This is a genomic window from Arthrobacter sp. Soc17.1.1.1, from assembly GCF_036867195.1.
Taxonomy (GTDB): Bacteria; Actinomycetota; Actinomycetes; order Actinomycetales; family Micrococcaceae; genus Arthrobacter_D.
Genome location: NZ_JBAJII010000001.1, coordinates 3714284 through 3730476 on the forward strand (window position 1 = coordinate 3714284; position 16193 = coordinate 3730476).

13 protein-coding genes and 1 riboswitch are annotated in these 16193 nt (G+C 71.4%); of the genes, 5 read left to right on the forward strand and 8 right to left on the reverse strand.

Going from position 1 to position 16193, the window contains the following annotated elements; all coding sequences use genetic code 11:
- Nucleotides 1-56 precede the first annotated feature (56 nt).
- Nucleotides 57-779, forward strand: coding sequence for an AAA family ATPase (locus V6S67_RS17420; protein WP_334211435.1), 723 nt, complete (start codon nucleotides 57-59; stop codon nucleotides 777-779).
- 59 nt (nucleotides 780-838) lie between these two features.
- On the opposite strand, the gene V6S67_RS17425 is transcribed toward V6S67_RS17420, so the two are convergent.
- From V6S67_RS17425 to V6S67_RS17435, 3 genes are all read right to left on the reverse strand, one after another.
- Nucleotides 839-2191 (reverse strand): ABC transporter substrate-binding protein, encoded by a 1353-nt coding sequence (locus V6S67_RS17425; RefSeq protein ID WP_334211436.1) that lies wholly within the window; start codon nucleotides 2189-2191, stop codon nucleotides 839-841.
- 62 nt (nucleotides 2192-2253) lie between these two features.
- Complete coding sequence (locus V6S67_RS17430) at nucleotides 2254-3108, reverse strand: carbohydrate ABC transporter permease (protein WP_334211437.1); 855 nt, start codon at nucleotides 3106-3108, stop codon at nucleotides 2254-2256.
- Nucleotides 3108-4115 carry a carbohydrate ABC transporter permease gene (locus V6S67_RS17435; RefSeq protein WP_334211438.1) on the reverse strand — a complete coding sequence of 336 codons (1008 nt, stop codon included), beginning with the start codon at nucleotides 4113-4115 and terminating at the stop codon, nucleotides 3108-3110. Before V6S67_RS17435 ends, V6S67_RS17430 begins: the two co-directional genes overlap by 1 nt.
- Before the next feature lie 276 nt (nucleotides 4116-4391).
- Here V6S67_RS17435 and V6S67_RS17440 point away from each other — a divergent pair, with 276 nt between their 5' ends.
- Nucleotides 4392-5153: an SDR family oxidoreductase gene (locus V6S67_RS17440; protein ID WP_334211439.1), complete on the forward strand. Its 762-nt coding sequence runs from the start codon at nucleotides 4392-4394 to the stop codon at nucleotides 5151-5153.
- A 14-nt stretch (nucleotides 5154-5167) separates the two neighbouring features.
- Here the strand turns inward: V6S67_RS17440 and V6S67_RS17445 are convergent, their stop codons facing one another.
- Genes V6S67_RS17445 through gcvP form a run of 4 tightly spaced genes read right to left on the reverse strand, consistent with a single transcriptional unit; the run spans nucleotide 5168 to nucleotide 11389 of the window.
- On the reverse strand, nucleotides 5168-5947 hold the full coding sequence (locus V6S67_RS17445) for a methylenetetrahydrofolate reductase (protein ID WP_334211440.1): 780 nt from the start codon (nucleotides 5945-5947) through the stop codon (nucleotides 5168-5170).
- A 28-nt stretch (nucleotides 5948-5975) separates the two neighbouring features.
- Nucleotides 5976-7349 (reverse strand): L-serine ammonia-lyase, encoded by a 1374-nt coding sequence (locus V6S67_RS17450; protein WP_334211441.1) that lies wholly within the window; start codon nucleotides 7347-7349, stop codon nucleotides 5976-5978.
- On the reverse strand, nucleotides 7346-8479 hold the full coding sequence (gene gcvT, locus V6S67_RS17455) for a glycine cleavage system aminomethyltransferase GcvT (RefSeq protein ID WP_334211442.1): 1134 nt from the start codon (nucleotides 8477-8479) through the stop codon (nucleotides 7346-7348). The genes V6S67_RS17450 and gcvT overlap by 4 nt, the downstream gene beginning before the upstream one ends.
- Before the next feature lie 12 nt (nucleotides 8480-8491).
- The gene (gene gcvP / locus V6S67_RS17460; protein ID WP_334211443.1) at nucleotides 8492-11389 is read right to left on the reverse strand and encodes an aminomethyl-transferring glycine dehydrogenase; all 2898 of its coding nucleotides are present in this window, start codon (nucleotides 11387-11389) and stop codon (nucleotides 8492-8494) included.
- Nucleotides 11390-11542: 153 nt separating this feature from the next.
- A riboswitch (glycine riboswitch) is annotated at nucleotides 11543-11645 on the reverse strand.
- Between the two features lie 214 nt (nucleotides 11646-11859).
- Here gcvP and V6S67_RS17465 point away from each other — a divergent pair.
- The 3 genes from V6S67_RS17465 (at nucleotide 11860) to V6S67_RS17475 (ending at nucleotide 15383) form a co-directional block, all read left to right on the forward strand.
- Nucleotides 11860-12891 (forward strand): SGNH/GDSL hydrolase family protein, encoded by a 1032-nt coding sequence (locus V6S67_RS17465; RefSeq protein WP_334211444.1) that lies wholly within the window; start codon nucleotides 11860-11862, stop codon nucleotides 12889-12891.
- Between the two features lie 166 nt (nucleotides 12892-13057).
- Nucleotides 13058-14089 (forward strand): LLM class flavin-dependent oxidoreductase, encoded by a 1032-nt coding sequence (locus V6S67_RS17470; RefSeq protein ID WP_334211445.1) that lies wholly within the window; start codon nucleotides 13058-13060, stop codon nucleotides 14087-14089.
- Nucleotides 14090-14285: 196 nt separating this feature from the next.
- Nucleotides 14286-15383, forward strand: a complete 1098-nt coding sequence (locus V6S67_RS17475; RefSeq protein WP_334211446.1) for a signal peptidase I — start codon at nucleotides 14286-14288, stop codon at nucleotides 15381-15383.
- Here the strand turns inward: V6S67_RS17475 and V6S67_RS17480 are convergent.
- Nucleotides 15353-16150: a response regulator transcription factor gene (locus V6S67_RS17480; RefSeq protein ID WP_334211447.1), complete on the reverse strand. Its 798-nt coding sequence runs from the start codon at nucleotides 16148-16150 to the stop codon at nucleotides 15353-15355. The two genes, V6S67_RS17475 and V6S67_RS17480, sit on opposite strands and share 31 nt — an antisense overlap.
- Nucleotides 16151-16193: the final 43 nt, after the last annotated feature.

Sequence of the window (16193 nt, forward strand, 5' to 3'; positions counted from 1 at the left end):
GCGCGGTATCCGGCCACGAAGGCGTCCCCCGCCGCCGCGTCCGGCACACTGACCGTATGGCCTTCGAGCGGTTCCCCATCCGGCGACTCACCGAGCACCCCGCCCACCCGCTGGACCGGCGCACCTGGCCGGCCACCCTGGCCCCCGTCACGGACATCCTCGATCGCGGCCTCGAGCTCGGCCCGGCGACCGTCCTGGTGGGCGAGAACGGGTCGGGGAAATCGACCGTCGTCGAAGCGATCGCCCTGGCGTACGGGCTCTCCCCCGAGGGCGGATCCACCGGGGCCCGGCACACGTCCCGGCCCACGGAGTCCGTCCTCGCCGATCACCTCCAGCTGGTCCGCAATGCGGGCACCACCCGGCGCGGGTACTTCCTGCGCGCCGAGACCATGCACGGGTTCTTCACGTACCTCGAGGCGAACCCGGGCAGCGCCGGCACCGACGTCCCCTTCCACGAGATGTCCCACGGTGAGTCGTTCCTCGAACTCGTGGTCGACAGGTTCCGCGGGCCCGGGCTGTGGGTCCTCGACGAACCGGAGTCCGCACTGTCCTTCTCCGGGTGCCTGGCGCTGCTCGGGGTCCTCAAGGAACTCGTGGCGTCCGGGAGGTCCCAGGTGATCCTGTCCACCCACTCGCCCCTCCTGGCGGCCCTGCCCCAGGCGCAGATCCTCGAGGTCGGCAGCTGGGGCCTGCGCCCCCGCCGGTGGGAGGACCTGGACCTCGTCACCGCCTGGCAGGCCTTCCTCGCCTCACCCGAGCGGTACCTCAGACACCTCTAGCGGACGGGGACGGGCACGCCACCCGGATTCCCGGTGGCGTGCCCGTCCCTGCCGCGGTCCTAGAGGTAGGGTTCCACGTTCTGCTCGAAGGAGCGCTGGATCGCGGTGCTGGCGGTGGCGAAGGCCTGCTGCGGATCGCCCTGCTGCAGGATGATGCTCTCCAGCGCCGTCGTCAGTTCCTTGTCGCCACCCGGGACGAACACGCGGCCCCAGTCCTGCACGCGGGTGGTCTCGAGCTGGTCGACGGCGGTGCGGAACTGCGGCGACCGGGTGTAGACCTCACTCATGATCTCGCTGTCGCGTGCCGAGGTCCGCACGGGCATGTAGCCGGTGTTGGAGGAGAAGTACGCGGTGCTGTCGGTGCTGGTCAGGAACTTCAGGAACATGCCCGCGGCCAGCTGCTGCTCGGGTGTGCGGTCGGAGCTGATGGCCACGCCGGTGCCGCCGGTGGGGCAGGCCGGCCCTGCAGGACCCGCCGGGAGGAACCCGGTGCCCACCTCGAACTTCGCGGCCTTCAGGATCCCGGTCAGCGACCCCGTGGAGGCGATCGTGCAGCCGGTGAGCCCCGCACCGAAGTCGACGGCGTTGTCGGTCGCCGCGATGGTGGCCACCTTGTCCTCGAAGATCATGGACTGCACGAACGTCGCGGCGTCCAGGGCCTCGGGGGTGTCCAGCGTCATGGTCCACTCGTCCGAGTACGCGCCTCCCCTGCCCCACAGGAAGTTGCAGAACCACCAGGCCGCCCAGGAGGTGCCCTTGCCGAGGCCGAGCGGCGTGATGCCACCGGCGGCGAGCTTCGGGGCCCACTCCATGAACTCGTCCCACGTCTCGGGCGAGCGGTCCGGCAGGCCTGCAGCGGCCCAGGCGTCCTTGTTGTAGTAGAACAGCGGCGTGGACCGCGCGTAGGGCACGGCCCAGTGCGCGTCCTTGAACCGGTAGTCGCTGTACAGCGTCTCGTTGTAGTCCGCGGTGTCGAAGTCGAGGTGCTCGGCGATCTCGTCGAGGGGCAGGGACTGCCCGTTGATCATGTACCGGAACCACCACACGTCGCTGGCGACGACGACGTCGGGGCCGTTGCCGGTGCCGGTGGCGGCCTGGAACTTCTGGGCCACCTCGTCGTAGTTGGCGCCGGCCGTGACGAGGTTGACCGTGATGCCGCTCTCGGCGGTGAAGCGCCTGATGAGTTCCTCCTCCACGGGCTTGGAGGCGCCGGGGTGGTTGCTCCACCAGGTGATCTCCTTCGCCGGCGTGACGGACGCCCAGTCGGTCGCCGCCTCCGTGGCGGCACCGCCGGAGACGTCCGAGCTGACGGCCGGGCCGCTGCAGGCCGCGAGCGCCGCGGCGCCGCCGAGAAGGGCTGAGAACTGGAGGAGCTGGCGGCGGTTGAGGGCCGGCTGCGGGCGCGGGGACATGGGGACTCCTTGAGAGGTAGGGGCGGGGTGGGAGCGGGTGGGAGCGGGTGGGAGGATTTGGGTCAGCCGGTGACGGCGCCGGCGGTGAGGCCGGAGACGATGCGCTTCTGCAGCGCGAAGAACGCGATCAGGACGGGCGCCGTCACGAGGACGGTCGCCGCCATGAGGACACCCCAGTCGGCGATGCCGTCGTTGTTCTGCAGCAGCGTCAGCCCCACGGGCAGGGTCATCATGTCCGCGCGGTCGACGACGAGCAGCGGCCACAGGTACTCGTTCCACTCCGCGACGATGGACACGAGCGCCACGGCGGCGATCGTCGGGGCGGAGATCGGCACGATGAAGCGCCACAGGCGCGTCCAGTGCCCGGCTCCGTCGAGCGCGGCCGCCTCGAGGATGGAGACGGGCAGCGTGAGGAAGTGCTGGCGGAACAGGAAGGTTCCGAAGGCGCTCGCCAGGCCGGGCACGATGATGCCCTGGTAGGTGTTGATCCACCCGAGCTCGGCCACGAGCGTGTAGTTGGGGATGATGACGATCTGCTGCGGGACGAGCAGCGCGAAGATCACCACACCGAACACGAGCTTCTTGAGGGGGAACTCGAGGAAGACGAGCGCGTACGCCGTGGTCAGCCCCAGCATCATCTTCAGGCCGGCGCCGATCACCGTGGTGATGGCGCTGTTGAGGAAGAAGTTCCCGAACGGCACGGCGTCGATCGCCGTGGTGTAGTTCGTGGCATCCACCGTGGCGGGCAGCCACCGGATGGGTGAGCTGTAGATCTCGTCGGGATCCTTGAAGCCCGCCAGGACCATCCAGACCAGGGGCAGGACCATGACGGCCACGGCGATCACCAGCGTGAGGTAGCTCCCCCACGGTGCCGGGCGCCGTCGTGCCGTGTGCGCCTGCGCTGTCGTGGCACTCATCAGTAGTGCACCTTCCTGTCGACGTACTTCAGCTGGGCGAAGGTCACGAGCAGCAGGACCACGAAGAGGATCGTGGCGATGGCGGACGAGTAGCCTGCGCGTCCGCTCTGGAAGCCCTCCTGGTAGATCTGGTACATCATCGTGGTGGTCCCCCCGAGCGGCCCGCCCTTGGTCATGGCCTGGATGATGTCGAAGGACTGCAGCGACGTCAGCAGCGTGGTGATGGCCAGGAAGAACGTGGTGGGTCCGAGCAGTGGCAGCACGATGGAGCGGAAGGACCGCACCGACGACGCCCCGTCGATCGAGGCGGCCTCCACGAGGTCCCGCGGCACCGACTGCAGCGCGGCCAGATAGATGAGGGCCACATAGCCCACGTTCTTCCACAGGTACACGACGACCACCATGACGAGCGCCCACTGCGGGTCGTTGTACCAGTCCGGCGAGGCGAGTCCCACGAGCCGCAGCAGCGCCGCGGTGACCCCGAAGTTCGGGTCGAACACGAAGAGCCAGAGGAGGCCTACGGCCACGCCGGACAGCACGTAGGGGGCGACGACGACGGTCCGCGCGGCGCCCGTCCCGCGCAGCCTGCGGTTCAGGACGAGCGCGAGCGCGAGGCCGATCACCATCCCGCCGCCCACCGTCGCGAGGGTGAACACGAGCGTGACGGCGACGATCCCCGGCGTGGTCGGATCCGTGAACCAGTCGAGGTAGTTCTGGAAGCCGACGGGCATCGCGACGGGCGAGCCGATGTTCCACTGCAGCGTGGAGTAGTACAGGGACTGCAGCAGCGGCTTGTAGGTGAACACCACGAGCAGGGCCACGTTCGGGCCTGCGAAGAGCAGGAACAGCAGCCACGCCTTCCAGGGGGTCCTGCGCTTCCGCCGCGCGGGCTCCGGGAGGGCCCGGGTGCCGCCGGGCGACGGCGGGACGCGGTCGGAGCGGTCCGTCCGGTCGAGCCGGTCCGTCCGCACTCCGGGGACCACGGGGGTGTCCGCCACTTGTTCCATCGATCGTCCTTCGCTCTGGGTCGTGAACCTCTGCAAGGCTAGGGGCGACACACGCCCGGACGACCCGGAAAGGCGCTTCCTCACGGACTTGTCCGGCAGAGTTCACCGGGCATTAAGGGCTCCGACCTGCTGTTCTCCTGCCGGTCACCGAAGCGGGCGGGCCGCCACGGGACCGGTGCGTCGCGGGCGGGTCCGAGGGTGGCTCACGGGCACCTCCCGCCCGTACACTTCTTCCGTTCCCCTGCCCCCGCCCATGAGATCCAGGAAAGTCACGCCATGAAGCTCGCTGTTGCCGGCGGAACCGGGACGGTCGGACAGCACGTCGTCGCCGTCGCCCGGGAGGCGGGGCACGAGGTCCGCATCCTGTCCCGCTCGAAGGGCGTGGACCTCACCGCTGGTGGGGGTCTCGCCGGTGTCCTCGAGGGGACCGACGCCGTCATCGACGTCACCTCCACGGCCTCGCAGTCGGACCGCCGGTCGCGGGAGTTCTTCGCCACGGTCACGGGCAACCTGCTGGCCGCCGGGAGGACCGCGGCGGTGCCCCACCACCTCGCCCTCTCCATCGTCGGCAGTGACCGGGCGCCCTTCGGCTACTACGCGGGCAAGAAGGTGCAGGAGGACCTTGTGTCGTCCGGCTCCGTCCCGTGGACGATCCTCAGAGCCACCCAGTTCCACGAATTCGCCCACCAGATCCACGGCCGGTCCGGTCTGGGGCCGCTCCATCCGGTGCCGGCGATGGTGTCGCAGCCCGTCGCGGCGCGGGAGGTGGCGCAGCGCCTGGTGTCCCTGGCCGAGGGAGGACCCGCAGGGCGCCCGGCGGATCTGGCGGGGCCGGAGACCCTGCGCATGGTGGACATGGTGCGTGCCTACGCGTCGGCGGTCGGGCGCCGCGGCGTGATCCTGGAGTTCCCGCTGCCCGGAGGGTTCGGCAGGGCCCTGCGGGACGGCACGCTCCTGACGAGCGGCTCCGCCGACCGCGGGACCCAGACCTACGCGGACTGGGTCTCGCGGCTCGGCCAGGCGTCCCGGGCCCGCTGAGGCGGGACCGGGCCCTAGGCCCGGATCATCCCGGAGGCCGCGAGTCCCGCGAGGTCGTTGAAGCTGTACAGGTGCAGCCCCGCGTAGCCGGCGCCGTCGAGCGCGGCCACGAGCGGCGCCGGATCGTAGGACGCCGAGGAGATGAGCTGCCGCACCACCGAGCCGGTCTCGCTCCCGCCGGCCGAGCGGCGCAGGAAGCCGAGGGACTGTCCCACGCCGATGCTGCCGGCGAGCCGCAGCAGCCGGGCCACGCGGACGGGCCCGGGGACGCCCGCCCAGACGGGCAGGTCGATGCCGGCGAGCCGGAGCCGGGAGGGGTAGGCGTGCAGGGTGTCCGGGGAGAAGCAGAGCTGCGTGACGCACCACGACGCGAGGCCCTGCTTCGCGCGCAGCGTCCTCGCGAGCTCGTCCTCCGCCGTGCCCGGGTGGCCCTCCGGGTAGACCGCGACGCCCATCCCGAGGGTGCCGCCGGAGAGGTCGGCGATGTCCTCCATGAGGGCGCCGCTCCACGCGTAGGGCCCCGCGGCGGTGGCGGCGTCGCCGCCGATCACGAAGACGTCGGCGATCCCTGCATCGCGGCACAGCGCCACGTAGCGGCCGAGCTCGGCGCGGTCCGCGACGGATCGCGCGGCGAGGTGGGGGATCACCGTGTAGCCGGCCGCGGCGAGATCCACCGCCGTCCCGACGGCCTCCCGCGGGCCGTGGTGCGGCAGGCAGGTCACGGTCACGACGGCGGGGGCGGGCAGGGAGGCCCGGAGCCGCTGCACGAGACCCTCCGCCGGGACGACCTCCACCCGGACCGGCAGACCGACCGTGCTCAGGTCAGCACTCCACCACGTTGAGCGCCAGGCCGCCGCGCGCGGTCTCCTTGTACTTGTCCATCATGTCCGCGCCCGTCTCGCGCATGGTCTTGATCGCGACGTCGAGGGACACGTGGTGCTGCCCGTCGCCGCGCACGGCCATGCGGGCCGCGGTGATGGCCTTCATGGCGCCGACGGCGTTCCGCTCGATGCAGGGGATCTGGACGAGGCCCCCCACGGGATCGCACGTCAGGCCGAGGTTGTGCTCGATCCCGATCTCGGCCGCGTTCTCGACCTGCTCGGGCGTGCCGCCGAGCACCTCGGCCAGGGCCCCGGCCGCCATGGCGCAGGCTGAACCCACCTCTCCCTGGCAGCCCACCTCGGCGCCCGAGATGGACGCATTGCGCTTGAACAGCGAGCCGATCGCCGTCGCGGCGAGCAGGAAACGCACCACGCCGTCCTCGTCGGCGCCCGGCACGAAGTCCACGTAGTACTTCAGGACCGCCGGGATGATCCCCGCGGCGCCGTTGGTCGGCGCGGTGACCACGCGGCCGCCGGCGGCGTTCTCCTCGTTGACGGCCAGGGCGAAGAGCGTGACCCACTCCATGGTGCCGAGCCGGTCGCTCGGGTCGTCGGCCTTCTCGAGCAACTGGCGCTGCCGTTCGGCCCGCCGCCGCACGCTGAGGCCGCCGGGAAGGATCCCGCCCGTGGTGGTGCCCCGCCGGATGGTGTCCTGCATGACGGACCAGATCTCCAGCAGGCCCGCGCGCACCTCGGCCTCGGAGCGCCAGGACAGCTCGTTGGCGAGGACGACGTCGGAGAAGGACCACCCGGTGGTCCGGCAGATGCCGAGCAGCTGGTCCGCGGTGTCGAAGGGGTGGGACAGCGGCACGGGTGTCAGATCTGCGATCTCGGCCCCGATCTGGTCCTCGTCGAGGACGAAGCCGCCGCCCACGGAGAAGTATTCCCGGGTACGAATAAGTTGGCCGTCACCCGAATATGCCGAGAACCGCATACCGTTGGTGTGGAATTCCAGGCGTTGCCGCCTGTGCAGCACCACGTCCGTCCCGGGGTCGAACGGGATGGGGCGTTCCGCGGCGAGGTTCAGCGACCGGCGCTCGCCGATGCTGGCGACGCGCGCGTCGGCGGAGGTCGGATCCACGAGGTGCGGCTGCTCCCCCTCCAGGCCCAGCAGCACCGCCTTGACCGTGCCGTGACCGTGGCCGGTCACGCCGAGGGACCCGAAGAGGTCCACCTGCACGCGGTCCACGGAAGGAAGGAGCGCGTCCGTTCGGAGCAGCTCCGTGAAGAGGTAGGCGGCGGTCATCGGCCCGCCGGTGTGCGAGCTCGAGGGGCCGATGCCGATCTTGAAGAGATCGAAGGCGCTGATGGTCACTGCGCGGTCCCGGCGGCCTTCTCGCGCCGGTAGAACGGCGTGGGGATCACGGTGAACGGTTCCGGGCGGCCGCGGAGGTCCACCTGCACCTCGGTGCCGATCACGGCGTGGGCGGCCTCCACGTAGGCGAGCGCCACGGGGTAGCCGAGGGTGGGGCTCGGCAGCCCCGACGTCACGGTGCCCACGCGCGCGCCGTCGACGACGACGTCGTACCCTGCGCGGGCGGACCGACGGCCGACGGCCCGCAGGCCCACGAGGCGCCGTGCGGGCTCGACGGCCTTGAGGGGTTCGAGCACCGAGCGTCCCACGAAGTCGTCGGTCTTCTTGGTGCTGACCACGGGCCCGAGCCCGGCCTCGAAGGGGTTGGTGTCGAGGCCGAGCTCGTGGCCGTAGAGGGGCATGCCGGCCTCGAGGCGCAGGGAGTCGCGGGCGGCCAGGCCGCAGGGCAGCAGCCCGTGCGCGTCCCCGGCCTTCAGCGCGGCGTCCCAGAGGCGGACGGCGAGGTTGCTGCCGATGAAGATCTCGAAGCCGTCCTCACCGGTGTACCCGGTGCGCGCCAGGAGGACGGGGAGTCCCGCGAGCTCGAGCTCCACCGCGGCGTAGTACCTGAGGCCGCGGACGGCCTCCGCGTCCTCGGGGCGTGCGAGGTCCAGGAGCACCGCCTCGGCCGTGGGGCCCTGCACGGCGATGAGAGCCGTGGCCTCGGACTGGTCCTCGACGGCGACGTCGAAGCCCTTCGAGCGCTGGCGCAGTTCCTCCGCGACGACCTCGGCGTTGGAGGCGTTGGGCACCACGAGGAAGGAGTCCTCGGCGAGCCGGTACGTGATGAGGTCGTCGATCACCCCGCCCTCGGCGGTGCAGATCAGGGAGTACTTCGCCTTTCCGACGGCGATGACCGCCAGGTTGCCGACGAGGGCGTAGTTGAGGAACTCGGCGGCCTGGGGGCCGCTGACGAGGACCTCGCCCATGTGCGACAGGTCGAACAGACCCGCGGCCCTGCGGACGGTGTGGTGCTCCTCCAGTTCGCTCCGGTACTTCAGGGGCATCTGCCACCCGCCGAAGTCGGTGAAGGACGCGCCGTGGGCCTCGTGCTGCGTGTACAGGGCGGTGTGCTTGCTCAGCTCGCTCATGGGGCCGGGCTCCTAGTCTTCGAAGGCTTCGATGGGCGGGCAGGAGCAGACGAGGTTGCGGTCGCCGTGGGCTCCGTCGATCCTGCGCACCGGCGGGAAGTACTTGTCGTGGCGGAGGCTCCGCAGCGGGTACGCGGCGAGCTCGCGGGGGTACGCCTGCGTCCACTCGTCGCCGATGAGCACCTGCGCCGTGTGGGGCGCCTGGCGCAGCGGGCTCTCCTCGATGCTGAACTCGCCCGAGGCCACGCGGTCGATCTCGCCCTTGATGGCGATCATCGCGTCGACGAAGCGGTCCAGCTCGGCGAGGTCCTCGGACTCCGTCGGTTCGACCATCAGCGTCCCCGCCACGGGGAAGGACAGCGTGGGGGCGTGGAAGCCGTAGTCGATGAGGCGCTTGGCGACGTCCTCGGCCGTCACGCCGGTGGCGGCGGTCAGGGGGCGCAGGTCCAGGATGCACTCGTGCGCCACGAGACCCTGCACGCCGGTGTAGAGCACGGGGAAGTGCTCGGTGAGGCGTGCGGCCACGTAGTTGGCGGCCAGCAGGGCGTGCGCCGTCGCGCTGGTGAGACCCTCGGAGCCCATGAGGGCGACGTACGCCCAGGAGATCGGCAGGACGCCGGCGGATCCGTACATCGACCCGGAGACGGGCGTGCCACCCTCGGCGTCGGGTCCGCCGTCCGTGGCGATGTCGCGGTTCGCGTCGCCCGGCAGGAACGGCGCGAGGTGCGCGGCCACGGCCACGGGACCGACGCCGGGTCCGCCGCCGCCGTGGGGGATGCAGAAGGTCTTGTGGAGGTTCAGGTGGGAGACGTCGCCGCCGAACTCGCCGGGCTGCGCGAGTCCCACCAGCGCGTTGAGGTTGGCGCCGTCGATGTAGACCTGGCCGCCGGCGTCGTGCACCTTCTCGCAGACCCAGCGCACGTCCTCCTCGAACACGCCGTGCGTGGAGGGGTAGGTGATCATGATGGCCGAGAGGTCCCCGGCGTGCTGCTCGATCTTGGCGAGCAGGTCGTCGTGGTCGATGTTGCCGTTCGGGGCAGTGCCGACGACCACCACCTTCATGCCGGCCAGCACGGCGGAGGCCGCGTTGGTGCCGTGCGCGGAGGACGGGATGAGGCAGACGGTGCGGTTCTCGTCGCCGCGCGAGCGGTGGTAGCCCCGGATGGCGAGGAGCCCGGCGAGTTCGCCCTGCGAGCCGGCGTTCGGCTGGAGGGACACGCGCGCGTAGCCCGTGATCTCGGCGAGCCGGTCCTCGAGGTCGGTGATCAGTTCGCGCCAGCCCTCGGTCTGGCTCTCGGGCGCGAACGGGTGGATGGAGGCGAACTCGGGCCAGGAGATGGACTCCATCTCCACCGTGGCGTTGAGCTTCATGGTGCAGGAGCCCAGCGGGATCATGGTCCGGTCCAGGGCGAGGTCCTTGTCGGAGAGCCGGCGCAGGTACCGCAGCATCGCGGTCTCCGAGCGGTGCCGCGAGAACACGGGGTGCGTCATGAACGCGGACGTGCGGTGCAGGTCCGCGGGGATCCGCCCGCCCGCGTCCTGGTCCGCCGTGGCGCCGACGGTCCCGCCGAACACCCCGGCGACCGCCGCGACGTGCTCCGGCGTCGTGGTCTCGTCGCAGGAGATACCGAGGTGGTCGGCGTCCACCCGGCGGAGGTTGTAGCCCAGCGCCTCGGCGGCGTCGGCGAGCTCGGCGGCCCGGCCCGGGACGCGGACCAGGAGGGTGTCGAAGAACGCGGCGTGCACGACCTCGGCGTCGGTCCCCTCGAGGGCGGCGGCGAGTGCGGCGGCGCGCTGGTGCGTGGTGCGGGCGATCGCCGTGAGGCCTTCGGGGCCGTGGTAGACGGCGTACATGGAGGCGACGATCGCGAGGAGCGCCTGCGCGGTGCAGATGTTGCTCGTGGCCTTCTCGCGGCGGATGTGCTGCTCGCGGGTCTGCAGGGCGAGGCGGTAGGCGGGGGCGCCGTCGGCGTCCTTGGAGACGCCCACGAGGCGGCCGGGCAGCATGCGCTCGAGGCCCTTTCGCACGGCCATGTAGGCGGCGTGCGGGCCGCCGAAGAAGAGCGGGACGCCGAAGCGCTGGGCGGAGCCGACGGCGATGTCCGCGCCCTGCTCGCCCGGGGCGGTGATGAGCGTCAGGGACAGGAGGTCCGCGGCGACCGTGACGAGTGCGCCGCGCTCCTTGGCGGCGGCGATGACGGCGGCGTGGTTCCGAAGGGCGCCCGAGGCACCCGGCTGCTGGAGGACGACGCCGTTGATGTCGCCGTCGGGCAGTCCGGCGGAGAGGTCCGCGATCTCGACGTCGAAACCGAGCGCCTCGGCGCGGCCGCGGACGACGGCGACGGTCTGCGGCAGGGCGTCGGCGTCGATGACGGTCCGGCCCTTGTTCCTGCCGGAGCGGCGCATGAGGAGGACGGCCTCGGCCACGGCGGAGGCTTCGTCCAGCAGGGAGGCATTGGCGATGTCCAGGGCGGTGAGGTCCTGCACCATGGTCTGGAAGTTCAGGAGGGCCTCGAGGCGTCCCTGGGAGATCTCCGGCTGGTAGGGCGTGTAGGCGGTGTACCAGGCGGGGGATTCGAGGACGTTGCGGCGGATGACCGGCGGCGTGACGGTGTCGAAGTATCCCTGGCCGATCATCTGGACCGCGGTGCGGTTGCGGCCGGCGATGCGCCGGAGCTGCGCCAGCACCTCGGTCTCGCTGAGGGCCGCGGGCAGGTCGAGGGCCCTGTCCAGCCGGATGCTGGCGGGGACCGCCAGGTCGACGAGCTTCTCCAGGCTCGGGTAGCCGAGGACCTCGAGCATCTTCCCGGCGTCGGACGTGCGGGGCCCGATGTGGCGGTGGGCGAAGGTGGAGGCGGGGCCGGGGACGGAACCGGTGGTGCCGGGCGCCGTGTCTGGGGTTGCGGTCATGGGAACTCCGTACGTCGGGTGGCACCGCGGTCGCGCGCGCCAGGTCGGGTTCCTCCCCGCTCTGTGTGGGACCTGAGAGTTTCCGCAGGGCTCCGCGCCTGCTTGCACCGTCGGTGAGCGCCGGATCATGCCGGGGCTGCTTTCCAGAGTTGCCTAGCCGCAGCGGTACGTTCGCCTGAGAGATTCCTGGGGAGGATTTGCTCCTACGGCGCCTGCCGGTGTTGAGTCAACGGCAGAACTCTCCCGCTGCAGATCGATGGCGTATTCAGTTGGGATGTGCGGCTGTGAGCCGCCCCACAGCTTACCGTGCGGAGCGGACGGGAGGCAAAGGTACCCGGCCCGGCGGCGGAACACTACCCGGGGCCGCGGTACGGGGGAAGGGTTGCACATGAAGCCGGGCCGGGTCGGCCCGCAGCCGCCGATCCGGCGCTAGCGTGGGATCGACAGCACCTTCCGCACCAGGAGTATCGATGATGATCCCCCGCCTCCGCTCCGCCGCCGTCGTCCTCCTGCTCGCGGGCGCCCTGCTGTCCGCCCCGCCGGCCGGTGCTGCGGCACCCTCCTATGTGGCCCTCGGTGATTCCTACTCCTCGGGTACGGGCACGCGGGCGTACCTCGCGGACGGCTCGTCCTGCCGGCGCTCGGTGTACGCGTATCCCTCGCTGGTGGCCAGCGCCAAGGGCTACGCCCTGAACTTCCGCGCATGCTCCGGGGCCACCGTCCCCGACGTCGTCGCGACCCAGCTCGGCGCCCTGAGCCCCACGACGGCGTACGTCTCGCTGAGCGTCGGCGGGAACGACGCCGCCTTCGTGGACGTGCTGACCGAATGCGCGCAACCCGCCTGGATGAGCGACTGCAGCGCTGCGATCGACCGGGCGCAGGCCGTCATCACCGGAGCCCTCCCGGGGAGCCTGGCCTCCCTCTACGGGCAGGTCCGGGCACGGGCGCCCCGGGCGAAGGTCGCCGTCGCGGGCTATCCGCGGATCTTCAACGGCGAGGACTGCAACGCGGCCACCTGGTTCTCCCCCGAGGAGGAGGCGCGCCTGAACGCGATGGCGGACCTGCTGAACCGGACGACGGCGGCGGCTGCCGCGGCGGCCCGCTTCGCCTTCCGCGCGCCCGCCTTCACCGGGCATGCCGTGTGCGACGACGTCGAATGGGTCAACGGGCTCTCGAACCCCGTCTCGGACTCCTACCACCCGAACCGGGCAGGGCAGGCCTCGGGATACGTCCCGCTGATGGGCGCAGCGCTCGCCGGGAGCGCCGTGGCCGTCACGCAGGGCACCCTGCAGGCCGCCGAGCTCTCCGCGCCCGAGCTCGCCCGGCAGCAGGGCGCCTTCGCCGTGCAGGACGCCGGGATCCGGCCGGAACGGTTCGTGCTGCCTGACCTGAAGAGCCCGGCGGCCCGGGCGGCGGCGGTGCGGGCCGGGGTGGACGTGACGGATCCCGCGAGCATCGACCGGGCGGACCGGGCGGCGGAGGCCCGGCAGCTCAGCCGCTAGGGCACGGCTCCGGAGCCCTGCGTCCCGCCGGGTCCCCTGCGCCCGCCCTCCCCGCCCGCCCCGCCCTCGCCTGATGCATACATATGCATGGAATAACGAGGGGGTGCGGCCGGTTCCAGTATCAGGCCCAGGGTGGGTCCGATCGTCGGAGTACGGGAGCACAACCATGACACGCGAACTGGAACTCGGTCTCGACACCTTCGGGGATGTGACGCGCGGGGAGGACGGCAGGCCGCTCCCCTACCCGCAGGTGATCCGCAACGTCATCGCCGAGGCCGTCCTGGCCGACGAGGTCGGCGTCGACTTCATCGGGATCGGCGAGCACCACCGCGACGACTTCGCCGTCTCCGCCCCCGAGACCGTCCTCGCCGCCATCGCCGGGAAGACCGAGCGCATCCGCCTCGGCTCCGCCGTGACCGTCCTCAGCTCCGACGACCCGGTGCGCGTCTACCAGCGCTTCGCCACGCTCGACGCCGCCTCCGACGGTCGCGCCGAGGTGATCCTCGGGCGCGGATCCTTCACCGAGTCCTTCCCCCTCTTCGGCTACGAGCTCTCCGACTACGAGCGGCTCTTCGAGGAGAAGCTCGATCTGTTCTCGGAGCTGATCAAGGAGGGTCCCGTGACCTGGTCCGGCAGCACGCGGCCGGGGCTCCAGGGCCACGAGGTGTACCCGAAGACCGAGGGAGGGCGCCTGAAGACGTGGATCGGCGTCGGCGGCAGCCCCGAGTCCGTGGTGCGTGCCGCGCGCTACGGCATGCCCCTGATGCTCGCGATCATCGGCGGCGACCCCGCCCGCTTCGCCCCCTACGTCGACCTCTACCACCGGGCGCTCACCCAGCTCGGGCAGCCGACCCTCCCCATCGGGGTCCACTCCCCGGGATACATCGCGGATTCGGACGAGCAGGCCCGCGAGGAGCTGTGGCCTGACAACCGCATCATGCGCGACCGCATCGGCCGCGAGCGCGGCTGGGGGCCCACGACGCGCGCCGAGTTCGACCAGGAAGCCGATTCCGGCTCGCTCTACGTGGGCTCGCCGGAGACGGTCGCGAAGAAGATCGCGGCGACGGCGCAGACCCTCGGGATCGACCGGTTCGACATGAAGTACAGCGCGGGCCCCCTGCCGCACGAGAAGCTGATGCACAGCATCGAGCTGTACGGCACGAAGGTCATCCCGCTCGTGCGGGAGATGCTCGCCTAGAGCGCGCCGCCGTTCCCGGGGCTTCGCTCTTTCTTCGGGTTTCTTTCGCACTTCGGGCACGTCGCGTTTGAGCGCAGCCGAGGAGAGTGGATCCCAGGAGTACAGCACTCCGTGATCCTCCCGCCGGTTCCGGTCCGTCCACCGGGACCGGCGGGCAGCCTCAGCAGGAACCAGCGGCAGTACCGAAGGAGCAGGCGTGACGACGATCGACCTCCCGTCCATCACCCCGGGGGTGCGGGCCGCCCGCGAGGCGCGCCACGCCGCCGCAGCGCCTGCAACAGCGCCTGCAACACCGGCGGCCCCCGCAGCAGCAGCCGTCGCGGTCGTCGCCCCGGCGGCGGACCGCCCGTCCGTCCTCCAGCGCCTCGCGAGTCTCCTCGGCACCGTGTTCATGGTGCTCGCCGTCGTCGCGGTCCTGTTCTTCGCGATCGGCCCCCGCTTCTTCGGCTACCAGACCGCCACCATGCTCACCGGCAGCATGGCGCCGGACATCGTCCCGGGCGACGTCGTGGTCACCACGCTGCAGCCCGTCGACGAGATCGCCGTCGGGGACGTCATCAGCTACCACATCCCCGTCGAGGACCACCGCGTGGAGACCCACCGCGTGGTCGAGGTCGTCCGGGGAGCCGACGGCACCACCGCCGTGCGCACCAAGGGTGATGCCAACGAGTCCGTGGACCCGTGGCTCGCGACGCTCGACGGCGATTCCGTCTACGAGGTCGCCGCCGTGATCCCGCAGGTCGGCAACGCGATCCGCGCCCTCCGCACCCCCGCGGTCAGCCACGTCCTGGTCTACGGCATCCCCGCCGTGCTCGTCGGGGCCCTGCTCCTCATGATCTGGTCCCGTCCCGACGACGCCGACGACGACGCCGATGCAGGCGCAACGGCTGCCACCATCGACGCCACAGGTGCCGGCCCCGTCCCCGACCTCCCGCGTCCCGCGACCGGGAACCCGGACCTGCCCACGCTCGACCGGTCGATCCTCGAGAACCTCGGTGAGGAGCTGTCCAGCCAGGCGGGTGCACTGCAGTTCGCGGATGCGTTCGTGGACCTGCTCCCGCAGCGGATCGGCGCCGTCGAGGACGCCTTCACCGCCCGCGACGCCGACGCCGCCGTCGTGGCGCTGCTCAGCCTCAACGTCAGCGCCTCCATGGTCGGGGCGGTCCGGCTCGAGGAGGACTCGGCGGCCGCCATGGACGTCATCGACCAGCCCCGCGACCACGCGGCGGTCGTCGCCCGCCTGCGGGTCCTGGCCGGGGAGTTTCAGGCCGCGCTGGGCGGCATCATCCGGTAGCCGACCCCGCGGACCGTGCGGATGAAGCGGGGGGCCTTGGTGTCCTCCCCCAGCTTCTTGCGCAGGTTCCGGATGTGCACCTCCACGAGGTGCTGGTCGTTGACCCAGCCGTCGCCCCAGATGCGGGAGAGCAGCGTCTCACGCTGCCAGACGCGGCGCGGGCCCGAGACGAGCGTCGCCAGGAGATCGAACTCGATCCGCGTGAGCGGCAGCTCGACGCCGTCGAGCATGGCGATCCGGCCCTCGGCGTCGATGGTGATGGGCCCGTGCGTCAGCAGGTTCTCGGTCTGCGCGGGTGGCGCGGCGACCGCCGTCGCCACGGCGCCGGGCTGCGGTGCCTCCCTGTCCTCGGTACCCGCCGGGAGCTGCGATCCGCCCTGGCCCGTGCTCCGCGGCCGGCGGAACATGGCGTTGACCCGCGCACCGACCTCCCGCGGGCTGAACGGCTTGACGACGAAGTCGTCCGCCCCGATCTCGAGGCCGATCAGGCGGTCGATCTCGTCCTGCCTGGCGGTGATCATGACCACGTACGCGTCGGTGAGCGGCCGGATCTGGCGGCACACCTCCACGCCGTCGATGTCCGGCAGGTTCAGGTCGAGGGTCACCAGATCGGGGCGGTGTTCCCGCACGAGCGCGACGCCCTGGCGCCCGTTCTCGGCTTCGATGGTGGTGAAGCCGTTCATGCCCAGGGTCATGACCAGCAGCTGCCGCACGTCGGCGTCGTCTTCGATGATGAGTGCAACGCGCGCATGAGGGTCGGATGTCATGGGTACCACACTGCCAGATGTTGCATCGACCACCGAGCTCATC